Genomic DNA, 18,036 nt, shown 5'->3' on the forward strand with positions numbered 1-18,036 from the left:
TCCAGCAAACGCGCGCGCGTTTGCGTGGAGCCTGAACCCTACTTCGCCAGCGACCGCGCCATTCCGCGTTCGATGGCTGCGACCAGCTGCGGGCGCAGTTCGGCGGCGGGGACGATGTGGTGCACCGATCCGACGTTCTGCGCACGCTGGATGTTGTGGATGGCCTCGAATTCGGCTGCCACTTCACCGAGTTTGGCGTTGCGGGCATTCGCTCGCACGGTGGCCAGCTCTACGCGCAGCGCCGAGCGGGTGGCGTCGTCCTCGGCGGTGTTCAGCGCAGTCTCGAGTTCCTTGACGGTCGGATCCGCTGCGGTGCGGGCGTTGACGTCGCGGGTGAACACCACTGCTGCTGCGGGGGCACCACCGAGCACGGAGGCGAAGGAGCCCTCCACTGCGAGGACCTCCATGTTGTCGTTGAGTGCTCCGGAGAACACCACGAACGCGCCGCCGTGGTAGCGCGAGACGACACAGAACACGACCGGTCCGTCGAAGTTGACGATGGCGCGGCCGATTTCGGCTCCGTATTCGAGCTGGATGTTGCGCAACGATTCCGGTGATCCGTCGAAGCCGGAGAGGTTGGCCAGCACCACGATCGGCCGGCTTCCGCTGGCGGCGTTGATGGCGCGTGCGGTCTTCTTCGACGAGTTCGGGAACAGGGTTCCCGAGGTCCACTGATCCGGGCCGTCGGAGGGGAACCAGCCCTTGCGGGGGATGGCCCGCGACTCGATGCCGATCACGGACACCGGGATTCCGGCGAGGTGGGCGTCGAACACCACCGAGGTGTCGGCGTCGGCCATGTCGGCCCACCTCTCGAGGACCGAGTGGTCCTGATCCACCACAGCGCGCATCACGGTGCGAATGTCGAACGGCTTCTTGCGGTCCGGGTTGGTGACCGAGGAGAAGATGTCGCCGACGGTGGTGAAGTCGCTCGACGGGTGCACGTGCGGGTAGGTGCGCACGTCGCGCTCGGTCGGGTCTGCGGTGGCCGCTCGGCGCGGGAAGCGTTCTCCCGGTGCGGCATACGCGTGGTCGTAGTGCGCGAACAGAATGTCGCACGCGGCCCTCAGGTTCGGTGCCCAGTACTGCGCCTGGCCGTTGGGGCCCATGACGCGGTCGTAACCACCGATACCGAAGTTGTCCTCGGCCGAGACGCCACCGGAGTAGTCGAGCGACTGCTTACCGGTGAGCACCATCGCACTGTCGGGGGTCATCACCAGGATGCCCTTGGTGTGGGTGAGCATCGTGGCTTCGGCGTTCCAGTACGGCTGCGCGCCGACGTTGATGCCTGCGACGACGATGTTGATCTCTCCGCCGGCCTGCGTGAAGGTGATGATGCGACGCAGACCACGCGAGACCCAGTCCATGTTCTCGGTGCCCGATTCCATGGAAATCGTTGCGCCGGAGGACAATGCGAACCATTCGACGGGTACGCCGAGCTGCTCGGCGAGGTCGATGGCCGCGACGATCCGCGAGCACTCGGCCTCGGCAACGGTGCCCAGTGCCTTGGTCGGGTCACCGAACAGCGCGACGCGGGTGATGCCCTCGGGGTACTTGGCGGTGGGTGTGGTCGCGACGCCGACGATGACGCCCGCAGTGTTGCGGCCGTAGGGGCGGTCGACCGGTGCGAGCACGCCGTCGGAGCCGAAGTCGTACTCGGTGAACGTTCCACCGTTGCTGCTGAGCAACGGAATCAGCTCGTACGGGTAGACGGTGCCGCGGGCCTGCGAGCGCTGCACCTTCTGGGTGTACTCGTCGAGCGGACGCATCGGCTCGGTCGGCGGCGGGGTCACCTTGGCCACGATGCCTGCACCGGAGCGGTACGACAGGCGCAGTGCGACCTCGCGTGGCGTCGCGCCCGGCGTTTCGGCCAGACGTGCGATGAGCGTGATCTCCTCGAGGCCGGCGCCGATCGTCAGCGGCGCGATGTGCCGGGCGATGGTGGCGATCCGGTCTGCGGGAACGTTCAGTACCGGCCAGACGTAGAGCACGACGCGGTTGGCGTCGAGCCGCTTCTTGCCGCGCCCGGCCTGGGCGCGCCGGATTCCGTCGAGACAGGCCGCGACTGTCCGTTCGATCTCGGGTACCGCGACGATGTTGCCGGCGTCGTCCAACTGTGTTGTGATGCCGCGGATCTCGGCCAGTGCGACCAGTCGTTCGTCGGACGGGTTGTCCTTCGACGTCAGGTGGAACAGGTACGTTCCGGCGCTGGCGGGCAGGCGAACTCCGTCGAAGTTCTTCAGTCGCCACAGGTCCAGTCGCTGACCGGTCAGCGGGTGCATATCCCGGATGATCGTGTCCTCGGCGAGCGGCTCGGACCCCTCGACCGTGGTCCGACGGTAGGTCATCTTTCGCGCGGCGGAACCGAAGGCGGTCACCGTGACGCGACGCCAGCGGCCGGTGCCCGGGTGGGCGGCGAGGACGGCCTGAAGCTGGGCCGAGAGCTCGTCGCCGTCGGTGGGAGCGTCCGGCCAGGACAGGTAGAGGTCCACGGCCAGGTTCTCCGGTGCCGGTCCGGCGATGTCGTCGACCGAGTCCAGAGTCGCTGCAAGCGAGTCGAAATCGGTTGCGGTGGACACCAGATGCAGCCGTTCACCCGAGAGCTCGAAGTTGCCGGTGACGAAGTGCTTACCGTCGCGGTCGAAGGCTTTGACGTCTTCGAGGGTGCGGATCTCGTAGTACTGGCGGGTGATCACCTCGAGCAGGGCACCGGGATCGGTGATCCGTTGTGCCAGTAACTCGATGAGCGGTTCCGGGGTGGCGACGAGCGCGGCGATCCGGGCCGAGTAGTCGGCCGCGTCGGGGTTCTCGGCGAGGTACTGCAGGCTGCCGCGGACGCCGTCGTAGATCTTCTCGCGTGCACTGCGGATCTGTGGCTCGTCGAACAACCGGAAGCGCAGGTTGCGCGCGACGTCGCCGATCACCGGGTAACGGGCCTGGGTGGCACCGATCAGTCGCTCGAGGACCTCGGCCATGGCCGGAGTCGCCTCGGGCTGCGCCGAGCAGTCGCTGAGCCAGTGGCCGAGCAGGGCGGCGATGACCGGAACCTGGTTCTCCATGCGCTGCAGAGCCAGGAAGACGCGGTAGACGGCCTCTTCGAGCTCGGGCGTACGACCCTCGTCGATGGCAGCGTCGTAGTGCGCCAGGGCGCGAGTGAGCTTGGCGCGGAACGAATCCGGGAGACCCTGCACGTCTGCGTCGAGCGAGTGCAGGAACGAGTGGAAGTGCTCGCGCGGGGAGTGCACGCGCTCGTCGGTGCTCTCCTCGTCCATCGTCGGCCGGTTGCGGGAGAGCTCGCAGATATCGGCGAACGTGTTGAGCAGATCCAACTCGGCGGAGACCAACCCTGCATCGTTGCGCGGCACGTCGGCGCGCAGAGTCTCGTAGGTGGACAACAGGTTTCGTGCGCGGGCTCCGCTGACGTCGAAGCCGGTGATGAGGGCGGCGAGTTCGTCGAGTCGGTCCAGGGCGCGACGCTGCGGAGAACGCTGCGCTGCGTCGTCTATACCGCGGAACTGTACGCGTGGTGCCTGCTCGGAGACCTTCTGCTCACCGGCCTGATCGACGCGCAGCAGCGCGGCTCCGGCGTCGACCTGTCCGTTGACCGAGGCCAGTACCTCGCGCACGGTGCCCGCGTACGGGGACCGGACGGCGGTTTCCATCTTCATCGACTCCAGGACGACGAGTGTCTGTCCCGCCTCGACCTCGTCGCCGACGGCAACGGGCACGGCCACGACGACGGCGGGTGCCGGTGCGCGGACCAGGCCGGCCTCGTCCTGTGAGATCTGGTGGCTGATGCCGTCGACCTCGACGAGGAAGTGCGCGGGTCCGGCGACGGTGACCACCTGGTAGCGACGGTCACCGATGACCAGACGGCTCTCGTAGACGCCGAGGCGTTCGACGTCGACCTGCAGATCACCGATGCCGTCCCCGTCGATGCTGTAGCGGTGGGTGCCGGTCTGGCCGACCTCGAGCTTGTAGGCCTGGCCCTGGTAGTTCAATTCGACCGTGCGGCCGATCGCATGGGTGGCGCGCGGACGGCCACCGCGGGCGGAGTTGAGGAACGCGGTGCGTTCGCGGCCTTCCTCGGCGTCGTACGCGTCGATCGCTGCGGCGACGATCGCGATGTCGGCCACGGCCGTCGGGCCCACTTGGGAGCCGGCCTCGGTGCGGTCGAGCCAGCCGGTATCGGCGGAGGCGGAGATGACTTCCTCGCGGTCGAGCAAGCTGAGCAGGAACGACTTGGTGGTGGTGCCGCCGTCGATGACGACGGTGGTCTCGCGCAGCGCGTTGCGCAGTCGCGCGAGCGCTTCGCTGCGGTCGCGGCCCCAGGCGATGACCTTGGCGACCATCGAGTCGTAGTCGGGAGGAATGACGTCGCCCTGCGCGATGCCGGTGTCGACGCGGATGCCGGTGCCGAGAGGGAACTTGAGCAGCTCGACGGTGCCGGGAGCCGGAGCGAAGCCGTTGTCTGCGTCCTCGGCGTTGAGGCGGGCCTCGACGGCGTGGCCGAATTCGGTGGGGCACTCGCCGGGCAACTCCTGGCCGTCGGCGACGAGGATCTGGAGCTTCACCAGGTCGATGCCGGTGGTGTATTCGGTGATGGGGTGCTCGACCTGAAGGCGGGTGTTGACCTCGAGGAACGTGAAGATCTTCTGCTCGGGCTGGTACAGGTATTCGACGGTGCCTGCGCCCTGGTATCCGGCGGCCTTGACGAGCTCGGCCGAGGCGGTGCGCAGCTGATCGGCCTGCTCCTTGGTCAGCAGCGGTGAGCTGGACTCCTCGATGACCTTCTGGTTGCGGCGCTGGATCGAGCAGTCGCGCACGCCCGGGGCCCATACGTTGCCGTGACTGTCGGCGATCACCTGAACCTCGACGTGGCGGGCATCGGTGACGAGACGTTCGAGGAAGACGACGGGGTCACCGAACGAGCGCTCGGCCTCACCCTGAGTGCGTTCGAGGGAGAGTTCGAGTTCGTCCTCGTGGAAGACCTTGCGGATACCGCGACCGCCGCCGCCCGAGCGGGCCTTGATGATCAGCGGGTAGCCGATCGCCGCTGCGTGACGACGAGCGTCCGCGCGGGTCTCGACGGGTCCGCCGGACCACGGTGCGACGGGGACACCGACCTTCTCTGCGAGGATCTTCGCCTCGACCTTGTCGCCGAGCAGACGCATCGCGTCGGCCGACGGGCCGATGAAGGTGATGTTCAAGCGAGCGACGAGGTCCGCGAACGTCGGGTCCTCGGCGACGAAGCCCCACCCGACCCACACCGCGTCGGCACCGGACTCCACCAGCGCGGCTTCGAGTACGTCGTAGTCCAGGTACGCCGATCCGGTGGCAGGCTTACGGAGCGTGACCGCTTCGTCGGCCTGGCGGACGAACATCGCCCGCTTCTCCGCCTCGGTGTGCAGCGCTACGGTGCGGATGCCGTAATCGTGTTCGGCGTTGAGCTCTCGGACGGCTCGGATCAGGCGTACAGCCGCCTCGCCTCGGTTGACTACTGCAATCCGCTTGAACAACGTATCTCTCTTCGCTCGGTGTGGGCGCACCGCCTCGGTGCACTCGATGGAACGTGAATCGGTGCCGGGCATGTCGATTTCTTGCTCATCATGTGGCACCCCGATCGGCTCATTCTAACGGCAATCAAGCCCTGTGCATCGCCAACGGCGTTCGGCGTGAGTGTGATTGATCACCAAGTATCGAATCCTATTCTGTGGCAGGCTCTTTCGTTCGAGACGGATTGCAACCGTCTGCACGTCCCGCCAACGTACTCGCGAGTAGCGTTGGCGGGAGGCGTAATTCGCGATTCGAAGAACAAGTTTGCTACCGGCGAGTACATTACCGGCGGGTACAACCCGAGCCGACGGCTGAAACTGGTCGTCCGGTCGCCGAGTGCGGTCTCCCTCACCCGCCCTTTTCGCTCGTATTCGGCAGTCGCAGCGCATTGACCCACAGCCTCGTAGCCGTCGCGAGCAGGCTCTCGTACTCCGCAGGTGCGCGGTCGTCCGCGGCGTCGACGACGAAGTGATTGAACGCAAGCCTGCTGATCATCGACGACAGAGCGCGGGAGGCGAGCACAGGATCGAGTTCGGGGTCGGCCAGGCCCCGGCTCTGCAGGCTCTCGATGCTGCGGGCGTTGCGTCTGACGAAGGCATCGGCGCGTTCGCGTCGGAGACGTCGGAACTCGGGATCGATGTTCGAGACCTGCTCGAGCAGTGCCATCAGCTTCGCGTTGCGCTGGTAGGCCTCGAAATACGCGCGGTTGCTTGCGGCCACGACGGCAACCGGATCGTCGTGCGGGTCCACTCGCTCGGTACCGGGATGCAGCATGTCGTCCCTGGCCTGCTCGAGCACTGCGGCCAGGATCTCTTCCTTGCTGGTGAAGTAGGTGTAGAAGGTGCCGGCGGAGCATCGAGCGGCGCGGGTGATGTCGATCAGGCGAGAGTCGAGGTAGCCGCTGTCCTCGAAGACTCGACGCGCGGCCGCAACGAGCGAGGATCGGGTTCGCAGTCCGCGCGGGGTGGTCGGCAGCTCCCGATTCGGCAGCTCACGGTCTGGCTCCGTCGCGGCAGGCATTCAGTCTTTATACGTCATTGTTCGCGAGCATCCGGGCGGATGAACCGGGTGAATCTCACCCCGCTGTCGAATTGGCGTGACTCGAGGTGCTCGAACAGCTGGGCGGGGAACGGATCGGGGCCGATGCCGGACGAGAACAGGCCGATGCCGCGGCCGAACACCACGGGGTTGACCTTGAGAAACAGTTCGTCGATCTCGGGCAGCAGTTGACCGGCCAGATTTCCGCCGCCGCAGATCCAGATGTCGAGCTCGGACTCCTCGGCTTTGAGGCTTCTGACAAGTCCGATCGGGTCCTCGTTCACCACGGTGAGAGTCGGGTCGTCCGACGGGGCGAGGGTGCGAGAGAGAACGTATTGGCGCAGGTGGGGATAGGGGCTGGCGATCCCGACGTCGAGCGCTGGTTGCAACGTCTCGCGGCCCATGACGAGGGTGTCGAATCGAGCGGGCGGAGCGTCCAGGCCGAATGCGGCCCGTACGTGAACCGGCAACGTCTCGGGCAGTTCGGTCTTGATCGCCTCGAGGTGATCGCCTTCCATCACGAAACTGTCGTAGGTGCCGTCCGGCGCGGCGATGAACCCGTCGAGGGTGACGGCGATGTAGTAGACCAGCTTGCGCATTCGGCTCCTGTCGTGGTTCGGCCCGTGGGAAGCCCGTGGGCCGACGCGTCCGCTGTGCTGAATCCAGCGACCGAAGTGGGTCTTTGTGACCCAGCACTAGAACGTATTTTGTGCGCTCAGGACGCGACGAACAACTGGTTTTCAACGGCTAGTGTGGCCCGGGTGTGCAAACACCGTCCCTGAAATGGACGACCATTCGAGTATCTGTGGGGAAACTGTGACGGCTGCAGCGGCTACCGGTCGTGAACACGACGACGAGCTCAAGAGCAGGGTTCAACGCCTGCTGCGCTTCCTTCGCGAAATCGTCGAGGCGCGTTCGAACCCGGTGCTGCGTTTCGACGACCACGTGCAGGTCGAGTGGGTGCACGCCGGGGACGTTCCCATGCAGCTCGACCCGCGGGCCGAACAGGGTGGTGTGGTGCTCCGCGCGCCGCGCATCGCGGTCGACGAGCCGCCCGAGCCGCCCGCGTTGCTGTCGGGTTGGCTCGATCCACAGGTCGTCGCAGACAGTCGCTATCGCGAACTCGAGCTGGCCGACGCGGCGTCGGTGACGTCCCGCCGTCGGGCCGAGGCGCAGGAATCCGATGCCGAGTTCGATATTCGCAAGGCCTACGAGATCAAGCAGGCCTTCGAGGAGTACTCGGAGTCGTGGAAGGAATGGGCGCAGGAGGATCGGGACCGGCGTCCGCAGGCCGCGCTGTACCAGGCTCTGCAACTGATGATGCAGGAGCTCGCGTCGCGACCCGAGTCGATCGAACTGGTGGTGGCCTCGGGGCTGCTGACGTCGAGCAGCCCCGATCCGCAGCGCAGCGTCCGAACCCACCTGATCACGCAGTCGGCCAGCATCGAACGGGACGTGCGTACCGGTGATCTTCTGGTTCGCCTCGCGGCCAGCACCACCCCGCGGCTGGAGGACGGCCAGCTGCTGACGGGTTCGGACGATTTCGATACGTCCGGTTCGGTGGCGATGGCCGAAGAATTGCACGACACGGTCGCGTCGCCGATCGGTGCCGGGGTCGAGAAGTTCTTGAGGAACTGGGCTGCGCGAATCCCGCGGCACGAGATCGAGGTGCTCGATCACCTCGGACCGCCCGGAGCCCTGGCCTACATCGACGACGACCGAACTCTGACCATCTCACCGGCGTTGGTTCTCCGGGTCCGCGATTCGTTCGCGCTGGTGGAGTACTACGAGCAGATGCTCGCCGACCTCGAATTCGCCGGTTCTCCCGTGCCTCTGGGGCTCGCGCAGCTGGTCGACGCCATCGAGCCCGCCGAACGGTTGGCGTGGCTCGAACGCACCGGGGCGGGGGAGTCGGCGGTACTGGCCGAGGACCCGCTGTTTCCGCTGCCCGCCAACGCGGAGCAGTCGCAGATCATCGAACGGCTCGGGCGTGACAGCGGCGTCGTGGTCGAGGGCCCGCCGGGGACGGGCAAGACACACACCATCGCGAATCTGATGTCCGGGCTGTTGGCGCGCGGTCAGCGGGTCCTGGTCACTAGTGAAAAGTCACAAGCTTTGCGGGTGCTGCGGGACAAGCTCCCACCGGAGCTGCAGGAGCTCTGCGTGTCCATCACCGACCTCTCGCGCGGTGGATCGGACGAGCTCAACCGAAGCGTTGCCAAGATCGCCGAGCGGAAGACCTCCTTCGACGAGGCCAGTGAGGTGCAGAAAATCGAGGCGCTGACGATGCAGCGCGGAGCAGCTCTGACTCGGCGGGCCGACCTGCTCGATCGTGTCCGTGCTCTCCGTGAGTCCGAAACCGTTGTGCACGAGTACGTGTCGGACGGATACGACGGCACGGTGTCATCGATAGTTCGCAAGGTCAAAGCGGCCGAGAGCGCCCACGAATGGCTGCCGGGCCCCCTGCTCGCCGATCGGCCACCGCTCGACGGTGCCCAGGTCGATCGGCTGCGCACGCTCATCGTCGGCTCCGACGGCACTCGGGAACTGCGCGCGCGTCAGGTGCTCCCGCGTCCGGAGACAATGCTGCCGAACTCGGCCGAACTCGCGTCGCTCTGCCTGCGAGCAGGGGCACGGATCGATGCTCTCTCGACGCACGCAGCCGATCTCGTCGCGTTGCTCGACGGTGTGGAACCAGCGGTGTCCTCCGAGATCAGGCAGCTGTGCGAGGAGCTTTCGGCCCGGGTTCGAGCGGTCGCCGAACTGGACGGTTCCTACGTGCGACTGACCGATTCCGTGTTGTCCGGCGAAGCCTCCCACCTGTGGTCTCGGGTCAGCGGGATCGACGCTATGGTCGAGACGGCCGCTGCCTCCGACCGCTACGTCGGTGCCCACGATGTCCAGTGCTCCTCGAGTTCGCCCACGGCTCTGACCGCGATGGATGCGCTCGCCGGCGCGCTCGAGTCGGGTATCGAATGGAAGCCCCGGTTCCGTCGCAGCGAGGAACAGAAGGCAGTCGAGGCTCTCGACATCGTCGCCACCGTGGACGGGCAACCCGCCACGACGGCGATGGCTGTACGCCTGGTGGCCGAACACATCCGTGCGCTCGAGACCGTGCAGACCGCCGCGGTGCTGCTGGCCGACCTTGCCATCGTCGTTCCGCTCGACGGCACGCGTTCGATTCGCGTCAACAACGTGGCGAGAATTGCCGACCGGCTGGGCCTGGTGTCTGCACTGGTCTCCGCTCGCGATGCCCTGGTGCACCGGCTGTACGCCATTTCGCCTGCAGCACCGTGGATTCGGAGCTTGGCCGAAGCTCAGGAGATCGCCGGGGCCGCCCGTGCCATCGCCACGCGCATCGACATCGATGCCGCACGTGCCGAGCTCGATGCGCTGCAATACGCAGTGGCCACTCGCATCGATGCCGGGCCTTCACCCGAGGGATCGAATCTGGTGAGTGCGTTGAGTGCTGCCGATCCGCTGGAACTGGCGGCCGCTGTCGCAGCGTATTCGCAGGCGTGCGCCGAGCAAGAGGATCAGTTTCTGCTCGACTCGATGTCGGCGTCGCTGTCCGAGGTGGCACCCGCATTGTTCGAACTGGTCAGGGACACCGCCGGCGATGTCGAATGGGACGAGCTGAGCTGGCAGATGTCGAAGGCCTGGGCGTGGCGTCGGGCACGCGAGTGGGTCGGTGAGCAGCACCACGGCGGTCTCGAGCAGGAACTGGAAGCAGAGCTGACCGCCGCGGATACCGACATCGCCTACCTCACAACGCGTCTCGCCGCAGCCAGTGCCTGGCGCAACAGTCTCGAACGAATGACCGCCGTCGAGGTGCGTGCGCTGCAGACGTACCGTGAGCACATCTCGAGCATCGGTTCCGGGGCCGGCAAATACGCCGAAACCTACCGCAGCGCAGCGCGATCGGCGATGCGTGAAGCGCAGAGCGCCGTGCCCGCCTGGGTCATGCCGCTCTCGCAGGTGCTGGCATCGATTCCGCCGGTGCCGGACAGTTTCGACGTGGTCATCGTCGACGAGGCAAGTCAGGCCGACATCACCAGTCTCTTCCTGCTGTACCTTGCTCCCCGCGTGATCGTGGTGGGTGACGACCGGCAGTGTGCACCAGCCGAAGTTCCGCAGACCGGAACTCTCGAGGACGTGTTCGATCGGTTGGACGTCTACCTGCCCGATCTACCCGAACACGTGCGTGCGACGCTGACGCCCAGGTCGAGCCTGTTCTCCATGCTGCGCACCAGGTTCGGTCAGGTGGTGCGGTTGCGTGAGCACTTCCGCTCGATGCCCGAGATCATCAACTGGTCGAGTCAGCAGTTCTACGGGGATTCCCCGCTCGTTCCCGTGCGGCAGTTCGGCGCGGACAGGCTGCCGCCGTTGCGGCACACGTACGTTCGCGGAGCGACGGTCACCGGAAAGAATGCTTCGCTCGTCAACCGCACCGAGGCGATCGCGATCGCCGACCAGATCGCCGAGTGTCTCGAGGACTCTGCCTACGACAACCTGACCTTCGGAGTGGTTGTGCTGCAGGGACAATCGCAGGTCGACGAAATTCGTAACGAACTGATCAAACGCATCGGCATCGAACAGTGGGAACAGCGCAGGCTTCGCGTGGGGACGCCACCGGACTTCCAGGGCGACGAACGCAACGTCGTGTTCCTGTCGATGGTGGTGGCACCCGATCAGAATTTCGCCACTCTGACGGCCAATCAGTACAAGCGGCGGTTCAACGTGGCAGCGTCGCGAGCGCAGGATCAGCTGTGGCTGTTCCACTCGGTGACGGTCGATCGGCTCAAGCGCGCGGATCTTCGCAACTCGTTGCTGAGCTACGTCACCTCCGTCTCGCCCGCGCCTGCCGATCCGATGCCGGTGAACGTCTCGCGCGAGATACGGAAGGCCCCTTTCGAGACTCTGCTCGAGCAGCAGTTGTGGAACGACCTCGTCGAGCGCGGGTTCCACGTCAATCCCGGTGTGGAAGTGAACAATCGGCGTCTGGCCCTTGTCGTCACCGGTGAATCCTCGCGTCTCGCCGTCGAATGCGACGGCGATACCTTCCTGTCGACGCCTGCCCAACGGCTGGCGGACCTGCGACGAGAGCAGGAACTCAAGCGTTGTGGTTGGACGTTCTGGCGGGTCCGTGAATCCGAGTACTACCTGGACCGCGAAGCGGCACTGGAAAGCCTCTGGGATACGTTGGCCCGGGTGGGCATCAAGCCCAATACCGTTGTCGTGGAAGGGGTTGCAGCGTCGGATGAGGCATGGACGCCGGTTCCCCTCGAATCGTCGCAGTTCGACGATTCCGGTGTCTTCGAGACCACGGACAATGCGGACGCGGCTGCACACCACGAATCGGTGTTGTCCCTGTGGTCCATGCCGCGCATCGACATCCCTACCGACGAGCCGACCCGACCGGACACTCGACGAGCAGACCGCCACACACCGTCCCCGGCTGCATCGAACGGAGCAAACGCAACGAACGGGTCGGGTCAGACCAACGGGTCGGGAACGCCGAACGGGGCCTCGGGATCGAGCCGTTCCGCGATGACCAATGGATCCACACCTACTGCCGACGCTCCGATCGACAACACAACGGCGGCCACCCACCGGGGTAGGGAGGCCGATGTGGCGGACGCAGTGGGCGACTCCACCGCCGAGGACGGACGTTCGACCGTTGTCGAGTCGGCGGGGTCCGGTACTTCCGACGAGTCCGAGGCACAGGAGAATTCGGCCGAGATCGACTCGACCGACGCCGAGCCGAGCAGAGGCCCCGAGCAGTCCGAGGACGAGGGCATTGCCGAACACGAATTGCCGCTCAACGGGCTTCGCGGATACACCACGCGCCGTCGGCCCTAGCTCCTCCTCCTTACCTGCCGGGCTCGGCGCTGGAGCCGGTTCCGCGGAGTCGACGTAGTCTTGGCCTCGGTTTCGCGAACGGACGAGCAGAGAAGGTTCATCGCCGATGACGGATCGACAGACGCAGCACCCCGAGCGGTCGGCTTCGCCGGATCGGCAGGTTCGTCCGCGCAGGCGGCGAATCTTACTGCCCGCCGTCGTATTCGGAGTCTGCGCTGCACTGTTCGCGGTGCCGACCTGGACCGTGGTGTTCGCCGGCACGCAGTGGCCGGTGGTTGCACAGGTCGTCGGCACCGTTGTTGCGGTCGTCGCCGTCGTCGCGTTACCGACAGCGATGTATCTGGGTCATCGGCCCGGCCCCGAGAGGTCCGGTAAGGATGGCTGGGCGCGCGTAGGAGACGTGCTGTTGGGGCTGGTCTGGATAGCGTTCGTCTGGTCTGTGCTCTCGCTGTTGCTGCGACTCGGCCTGTTCGTCGCCGGAGTCGACGACCCTCTTCGGTCGCGCATCGTCTCGGTGGCAACCGTGATCGTGGTCGTCGTTCTCGCGGTCTGGGGTCACTACGAGGCGATGCGAACACCACGAGTCCGGTACACGACCGTCGAAATCGACAGGCTCGGGGCTCGATTCGACGGTCTACGAGTGGTTCTCGTGACCGACACGCACTTCGGACCGCTCGATAGGACGACCTGGTCGCATCGCTTGACCGACGCGGTCAATGCGCTCGACCCGGATGTCCTGGCTCACGTGGGAGATATCGCCGACGGGTCGGTCGATCGGCGTCGTCAGCAGGTCGCTCCGCTGGAGTCGATGCACGCGAGTGCGGCGCGCGTGTACGTCACCGGCAACCACGAGTACTTCGGCGAGGCGCAGGCATGGCTCGAACACATGGAGAATCTCGGATGGAATTCCTTGCACAATCGCCATGTGGTACTCCATCGCGGTGACGAGAAGTTGATCATCGCGGGCGTCGACGACGCCACGGCGAAGGGGTCGGGTGCGCCCGGCCACGGCGCCGATCTCGTTCGTGCTCTTGCCGGCACCGATCCCTCGACTCCCGTCCTGCTGTTGGCTCATCAACCGAAGCAGATCGACGACGCGGTCCGTGCCGGTGTGGACCTGCAGGTCTCCGGCCACACCCACGGCGGCCAGATATGGCCGTTCTCGGCGTTGGTACGACTCGACCAGCCGGTGGTGCACGGACTGAGCAGGCACGGTGCACGAACGCAGCTGTACACCAGCCGCGGATCGGGATTCTGGGGTCCGCCGTTTCGGGTGTTTGCACCCAGTGAGATCTCCGTACTGACGTTGGTCGCGAGCTGAGCACGCAACACCTGGCAGTATCGGTGTGGTGAACAGCTCCGAAGAGGTCGTCGTTGTCGCCACCGATCTCGACGGCACTCTGTTGCGTTCGGACCGAACCGTCTCTGCGCGCACAGCCGCCGCAATGGCTGCGGCCGACGCGGTCGGAATCAGGGTGGTGTGGGCTTCTGCGCGCGCCCGGCATTCCATTCACGAGCTCGCTGCCTCCTGCGGATTCCGCGGGACGGCGATCGGGGCCAACGGAGCTGTGGTGCTCGATCTGGCCGGCGGCACTCCCACCATCGTGAGCACCAGGTCGGTGCCGGCCGAGATCGTGGCATCGGTCAAGACCACCGTGCGTTCACTCGTACCCGGTGTCGCGTTCGCGACGGTCGGTGCCACGCGGTTCGTGGCAGAGGCCCGGTACGCCGAACTGTGTGTCTTCGCCGACCATCATCGACAGCCGCACGAGATGGAACTCTCCGACCATGGGCTGTCGGTCGACGTCGAGCCGACAGTCAAAATCGTTGCTCGGCACAGGGATACGACCAGTGAGGCACTCTACGAACTCGTCGCTGCGGCCGGCCTCGGTGGGGTGGAGTTGACGCACTCCGGTGCGCCCTACATCGAGATGTCCGCCGCGGGAGTATCGAAGGCCAGCGCGCTGCAGGAGTTGTGCGAGCGGTGGGGAGTATCCGGGGATTCGGTTGCCGCAGTAGGGGATGCGCGTAACGATCTACCGATGCTCGCGTGGGCGGGCACCGCCTTGTGTCCGTCGAACGCTACCGAGTCGGTGCGCGCAGTTGCCGATCGAGTGCTCGTATCCAACGACGAGGACGCGGTTGCGCGCTATTTGGAGGAACTCACTGCGAGTCGCGCGAGGCAGTAGCGCCCGCCCGCCGGTGTTCGCCACCAGCGGCCCTCCAGTGCAGCCGCCGAAGAAGGGGAGCGGCGGAATCTGGATCGTGGTTGCCGCTCGAATCCAGCGCATTCGGACAGGCCGAGTGGTTCACGCAGGATCAGGCGACGTTCGCTGCGGGCCTGTCGTGTGTCCGGGACGCTGCACCGGTCGTCGAGATGATGAACAGTCGTGTGCCCGAGCAGCAATGGGGACTCGGGAAAATGTCCGACGCGTCGTTCGAGGGCGGCTGGGGGCTGCGTGTCGGGGGTGGTCACGAGGTACGGCAGGTGGGCATCGTCACCATCGTCGCCGGACGGGTTGGCGTAGCGGTTGCCGCGCAACCGAATTCGGGCTCGTTCGACGACGGAACCGCCATGCTCGACGCAGTCGGTGGCTGGTTGGAGTCGCACAGCGCGCAGCTCCCCGCCGGCCATTGCCTCTGGATCTGCGGCGGATCGGACGGCGCAGGTAACCTCTGGCGTGCCAGCGAATCGTCCGCTACGAAAGGCCCTGCTGTGAACGACGCCCTGCCGACCGACTCGTCCGAGCCCACCACGATCGCCGAGTACCTGAACGCACATTCGTTGCGGGTGTCTCCGGTCGACGGTGCCGCCGCGGCCGAGGTCGGCATCACCGTGCCGATTCCCGCCGGATGGCAGACGCTCGATCCCGCGCAATTTCCCGGAGCGACCCAGGTGATCGTGGAACCGAATCTCGTGGAGAACGGATTTGCGCCGAACGCCGTTCTACTGGTCGGTGCGCTCTCGCGCACGATCGACCCGGACGCGCTGATGGCGTTGGGTTTCGGTGACGGACGCGCAATGCCGGGCTGGGTGGAGCGGGAGGCATCCGACGCACCGTGGCTCGGCTGGCCGTCGAGGTTCATTCGCGGCACCTACGTCGCGGAGCAACTCGAAGCCGCAGTGACGACACGGTACGTGGTGGTGGGCGTTGATACGCAGTACCTGGTGCAGTTGACGGTGACGACGTTGGCGTCGCAGCTCGACGCGCTGGCCTTCGACGTCGCCGCAATCAACGACGGGTTGACGACGAACGGATCGTAGCTTCGGACCGATCGAATTCTTCTGTGGCAACAGGAGAAATCACGATACGTCGAGGGTGAGATTTTCGCCCGGTCGGGAAGGGGACAGCCGGGCGAAAGTGTGAGATATCCTGTCGCTCTTGCTGATTGGCGTTCCGACACACACGAGTCGAAGTCGCCGGCGAGAACCGTCGGCCGCACTCCACGGGCAGTCGGTCGAGCGGTGGCGTGCCGAATTCGGTCTCCAGCGCTGCCAGGTGATACGACAGAGCGGGTTGCGAGAGGATGCAAGATCGGCACCGCAGAGGAGAAGGTGAACCCGGTGGCCGCGCTTGCACCTTTCCGTCCATTGCGTACGACGCCTGCGACCCCTGGGTCGGTCCGACTAGGGTCGACCGCATGTCGATCAGAACCGGCCGCGCCCGGCACCTGTCGGTGGTCCCGGACATGCCCGATCCCGACGAGCAGTCCGACGGCGGTGCAGTAGGGGGCGCAGGGCGCACCCTGGTCAACCTGGTGCTCCGAGTGACCATCGACCACACGCGACCGCAGATCTGGCGTCGGGTGCGGGTGCGGTCGGATGTGCTGCTGTCCGAACTGCACTCTGTGTTGCAGTGCGCACTGGGCTGGGAGGACCGGCACATGCACGCGTTCAGCATCAGAGCTGCCGGAGCGACTCGGCGATTCGAGATGGCAGAGACTCTCGCCGACGAACCGGACGACGAGGCCGTGAGCGAAGAGCGGGTTCGGATCGACGAGGTACTCACAGCACGCGGATCCGTGCTGGCCTACGACTACGATTTCGGTGACGGATGGACACATACCGTCGTCCTCGAGGAGATCGATTCCGATATCGACGACCTGCGATCCGTCTGTCTCGATGGAGCGCGCGCCTGCCCACCCGAGGACTGTGGCGGGCCGTCGCATTATGCGCAGGACCTCGAGATCGCATCCGATCCGGCCGATCCCGAATTCTCCGTCCTGAGCACCAAATGGGGTGCAACGTTCGACCCGGCCGCGTTCGACGTCGAAGCGGTCAACCAGGTGTTGCATGCACTCGACATGGGACGGTCGGTCCTGGCCGAGGCCGTGGCGACGGCACCCGCCATCGGCAGACTCTTCGATCGGGTGCGGCCCACGGTGGTGCCGGCACTGATGGCGCTGCTGCCTCGGTGCGAACTGACCATCGAGAGTTCGGTGGACCTACCTGTCGCCGAGGTCGCGATGGCCAAGTTGACGTGGTTTCTCGAGATGATCGGCGACGACGGAGTAGCCCTGACCGACGCCGGCTATCTCAAGCCGGCACTCGTGGCGGCGATTCGAGAGGAGCTCGATTGGGGCCTGGGATGGGTGGGAACCAGCAATCGCGAAATCGACCACCATCAGGTGACGGATCTGCGCGAGGCCGTACGGAACCTCGGATTGACCCGGGTATCCAAGGGGCGGTTGTTGCGCACGAAACTCGGCGCAGGCCTGGCCGGGGATCCCGTCGGCATGTGGCGACATGCAGCATCGCGACTGCCGCTCGGCAAGGAATCGTACGAGACCGACGCTGCGACGCTGTTCTTGATCGCGCTCGCGGCATCGGCATCGTCCACACATCGCAACGAGATGCTGGTCGAAACTGTGGCCGAGCTGGGTTGGGCAAGCGAAGACTCCGGTGTGTTCGACGCTCAATTCGCCGCGCAGGCCACGGTGAGTTTCCTCGACCTCATAGGTGCACACGGTCCGCAGTTCTACTTCCGCGAGGGTGGTTCGGACTCGCCGAGCTGGTCCAGAAGATTCGCGCGCGACGCCTTGTTGACCTGATCCAGTGGGCGTCCAGCGGGTCGAACACGCCGCGGCAGCCCCTGACCTGGCGATTTGCGTTGGTGGGGTTGGTGGCGTAACTTTTGTCGAGTCAGAGCGACGGACACCGACCTGGTCTTCACGGACTGGGATACGAGGTTGGACGTGTGGCCTGGCAGGTTTTATCCCCCAAGAGTCGGGCCTTGTGTCCGAGACCAAGCTGGGATAGGCTGGAACAGTTGCCCTGGAGGCCTTCGGACGGTGTGTTCGTGGGTCGAAAGTGTGTGCGTGTTCTTTGAGAACTCAACAGTGTGTCGATGAATGTCAGTGCCGAATTTTATTTGGTGAAAGCATTCGATGTATCAGCCATCCGCTTGTGATGGTTGTTGTCGGGTGTTGTTTTGAATATGCTAGTTGAGTTTTTCTGCTAGTGATTTGACTCTTTATGTTTATGACTGATTTGCAGTTTCGACTGTTGATCGAGAGTCTTTTACGGAGAGTTTGATCCTGGCTCAGGACGAACGCTGGCGGCGTGCTTAACACATGCAAGTC

General features: G+C 65.4%; 8 protein-coding genes and 1 rRNA gene. 6 read left to right on the forward strand and 3 right to left on the reverse strand.

Going from position 1 to position 18,036, the window contains the following annotated elements; translation table 11 throughout:
* Positions 1 to 38: 38 nt before the first annotated feature.
* The 3 genes from MTX35_RS21525 to MTX35_RS21535 form a co-directional block, all read right to left on the reverse strand.
* Positions 39 to 5,516: a biotin carboxylase N-terminal domain-containing protein gene (locus tag MTX35_RS21525; RefSeq protein WP_243596935.1), complete on the reverse strand. Its 5,478-nt coding sequence runs from the start codon at positions 5,514 to 5,516 to the stop codon at positions 39 to 41.
* A gap of 385 nt (positions 5,517 to 5,901) precedes the next feature.
* A complete protein-coding gene (locus MTX35_RS21530) occupies positions 5,902 to 6,573 on the reverse strand; it encodes a TetR/AcrR family transcriptional regulator (protein WP_243596919.1) in 672 nt (223 codons plus the stop codon).
* Positions 6,574 to 6,587: 14 nt separating this feature from the next.
* On the reverse strand, positions 6,588 to 7,190 hold the full coding sequence (locus MTX35_RS21535; protein ID WP_243596920.1) for a dihydrofolate reductase family protein: 603 nt from the start codon (positions 7,188 to 7,190) through the stop codon (positions 6,588 to 6,590).
* Positions 7,191 to 7,374: 184 nt separating this feature from the next.
* On the opposite strand from MTX35_RS21535, the gene MTX35_RS21540 reads away from it, so the two are divergent.
* The 6 genes from MTX35_RS21540 to MTX35_RS21565 form a co-directional block, all read left to right on the forward strand.
* Positions 7,375 to 12,453, forward strand: coding sequence for an AAA domain-containing protein (locus MTX35_RS21540; RefSeq protein ID WP_243596921.1), 5,079 nt, complete (start codon positions 7,375 to 7,377; stop codon positions 12,451 to 12,453).
* A 106-nt stretch (positions 12,454 to 12,559) separates the two neighbouring features.
* On the forward strand, positions 12,560 to 13,774 hold the full coding sequence (locus tag MTX35_RS21545) for a metallophosphoesterase (protein ID WP_243596922.1): 1,215 nt from the start codon (positions 12,560 to 12,562) through the stop codon (positions 13,772 to 13,774).
* A gap of 28 nt (positions 13,775 to 13,802) precedes the next feature.
* On the forward strand, positions 13,803 to 14,642 hold the full coding sequence (locus MTX35_RS21550) for an HAD family hydrolase (protein WP_243596923.1): 840 nt from the start codon (positions 13,803 to 13,805) through the stop codon (positions 14,640 to 14,642).
* Between the two features lie 80 nt (positions 14,643 to 14,722).
* Positions 14,723 to 15,718 (forward strand): LpqN/LpqT family lipoprotein, encoded by a 996-nt coding sequence (locus tag MTX35_RS21555; RefSeq protein WP_243596924.1) that lies wholly within the window; start codon positions 14,723 to 14,725, stop codon positions 15,716 to 15,718.
* A gap of 377 nt (positions 15,719 to 16,095) precedes the next feature.
* The gene (locus MTX35_RS21560; RefSeq protein WP_243596925.1) at positions 16,096 to 17,505 is read left to right on the forward strand and encodes a plasmid pRiA4b ORF-3 family protein; all 1,410 of its coding nucleotides are present in this window, start codon (positions 16,096 to 16,098) and stop codon (positions 17,503 to 17,505) included.
* A 468-nt stretch (positions 17,506 to 17,973) separates the two neighbouring features.
* A 16S ribosomal RNA gene (locus MTX35_RS21565) occupies positions 17,974 to 18,036 on the forward strand; the annotation flags it as partial.

The organism is Rhodococcus sp. ARC_M12 (assembly GCF_022810385.1).
GTDB classification, from domain to species: Bacteria; Actinomycetota; Actinomycetes; order Mycobacteriales; family Mycobacteriaceae; genus Rhodococcoides; species Rhodococcoides navarretei.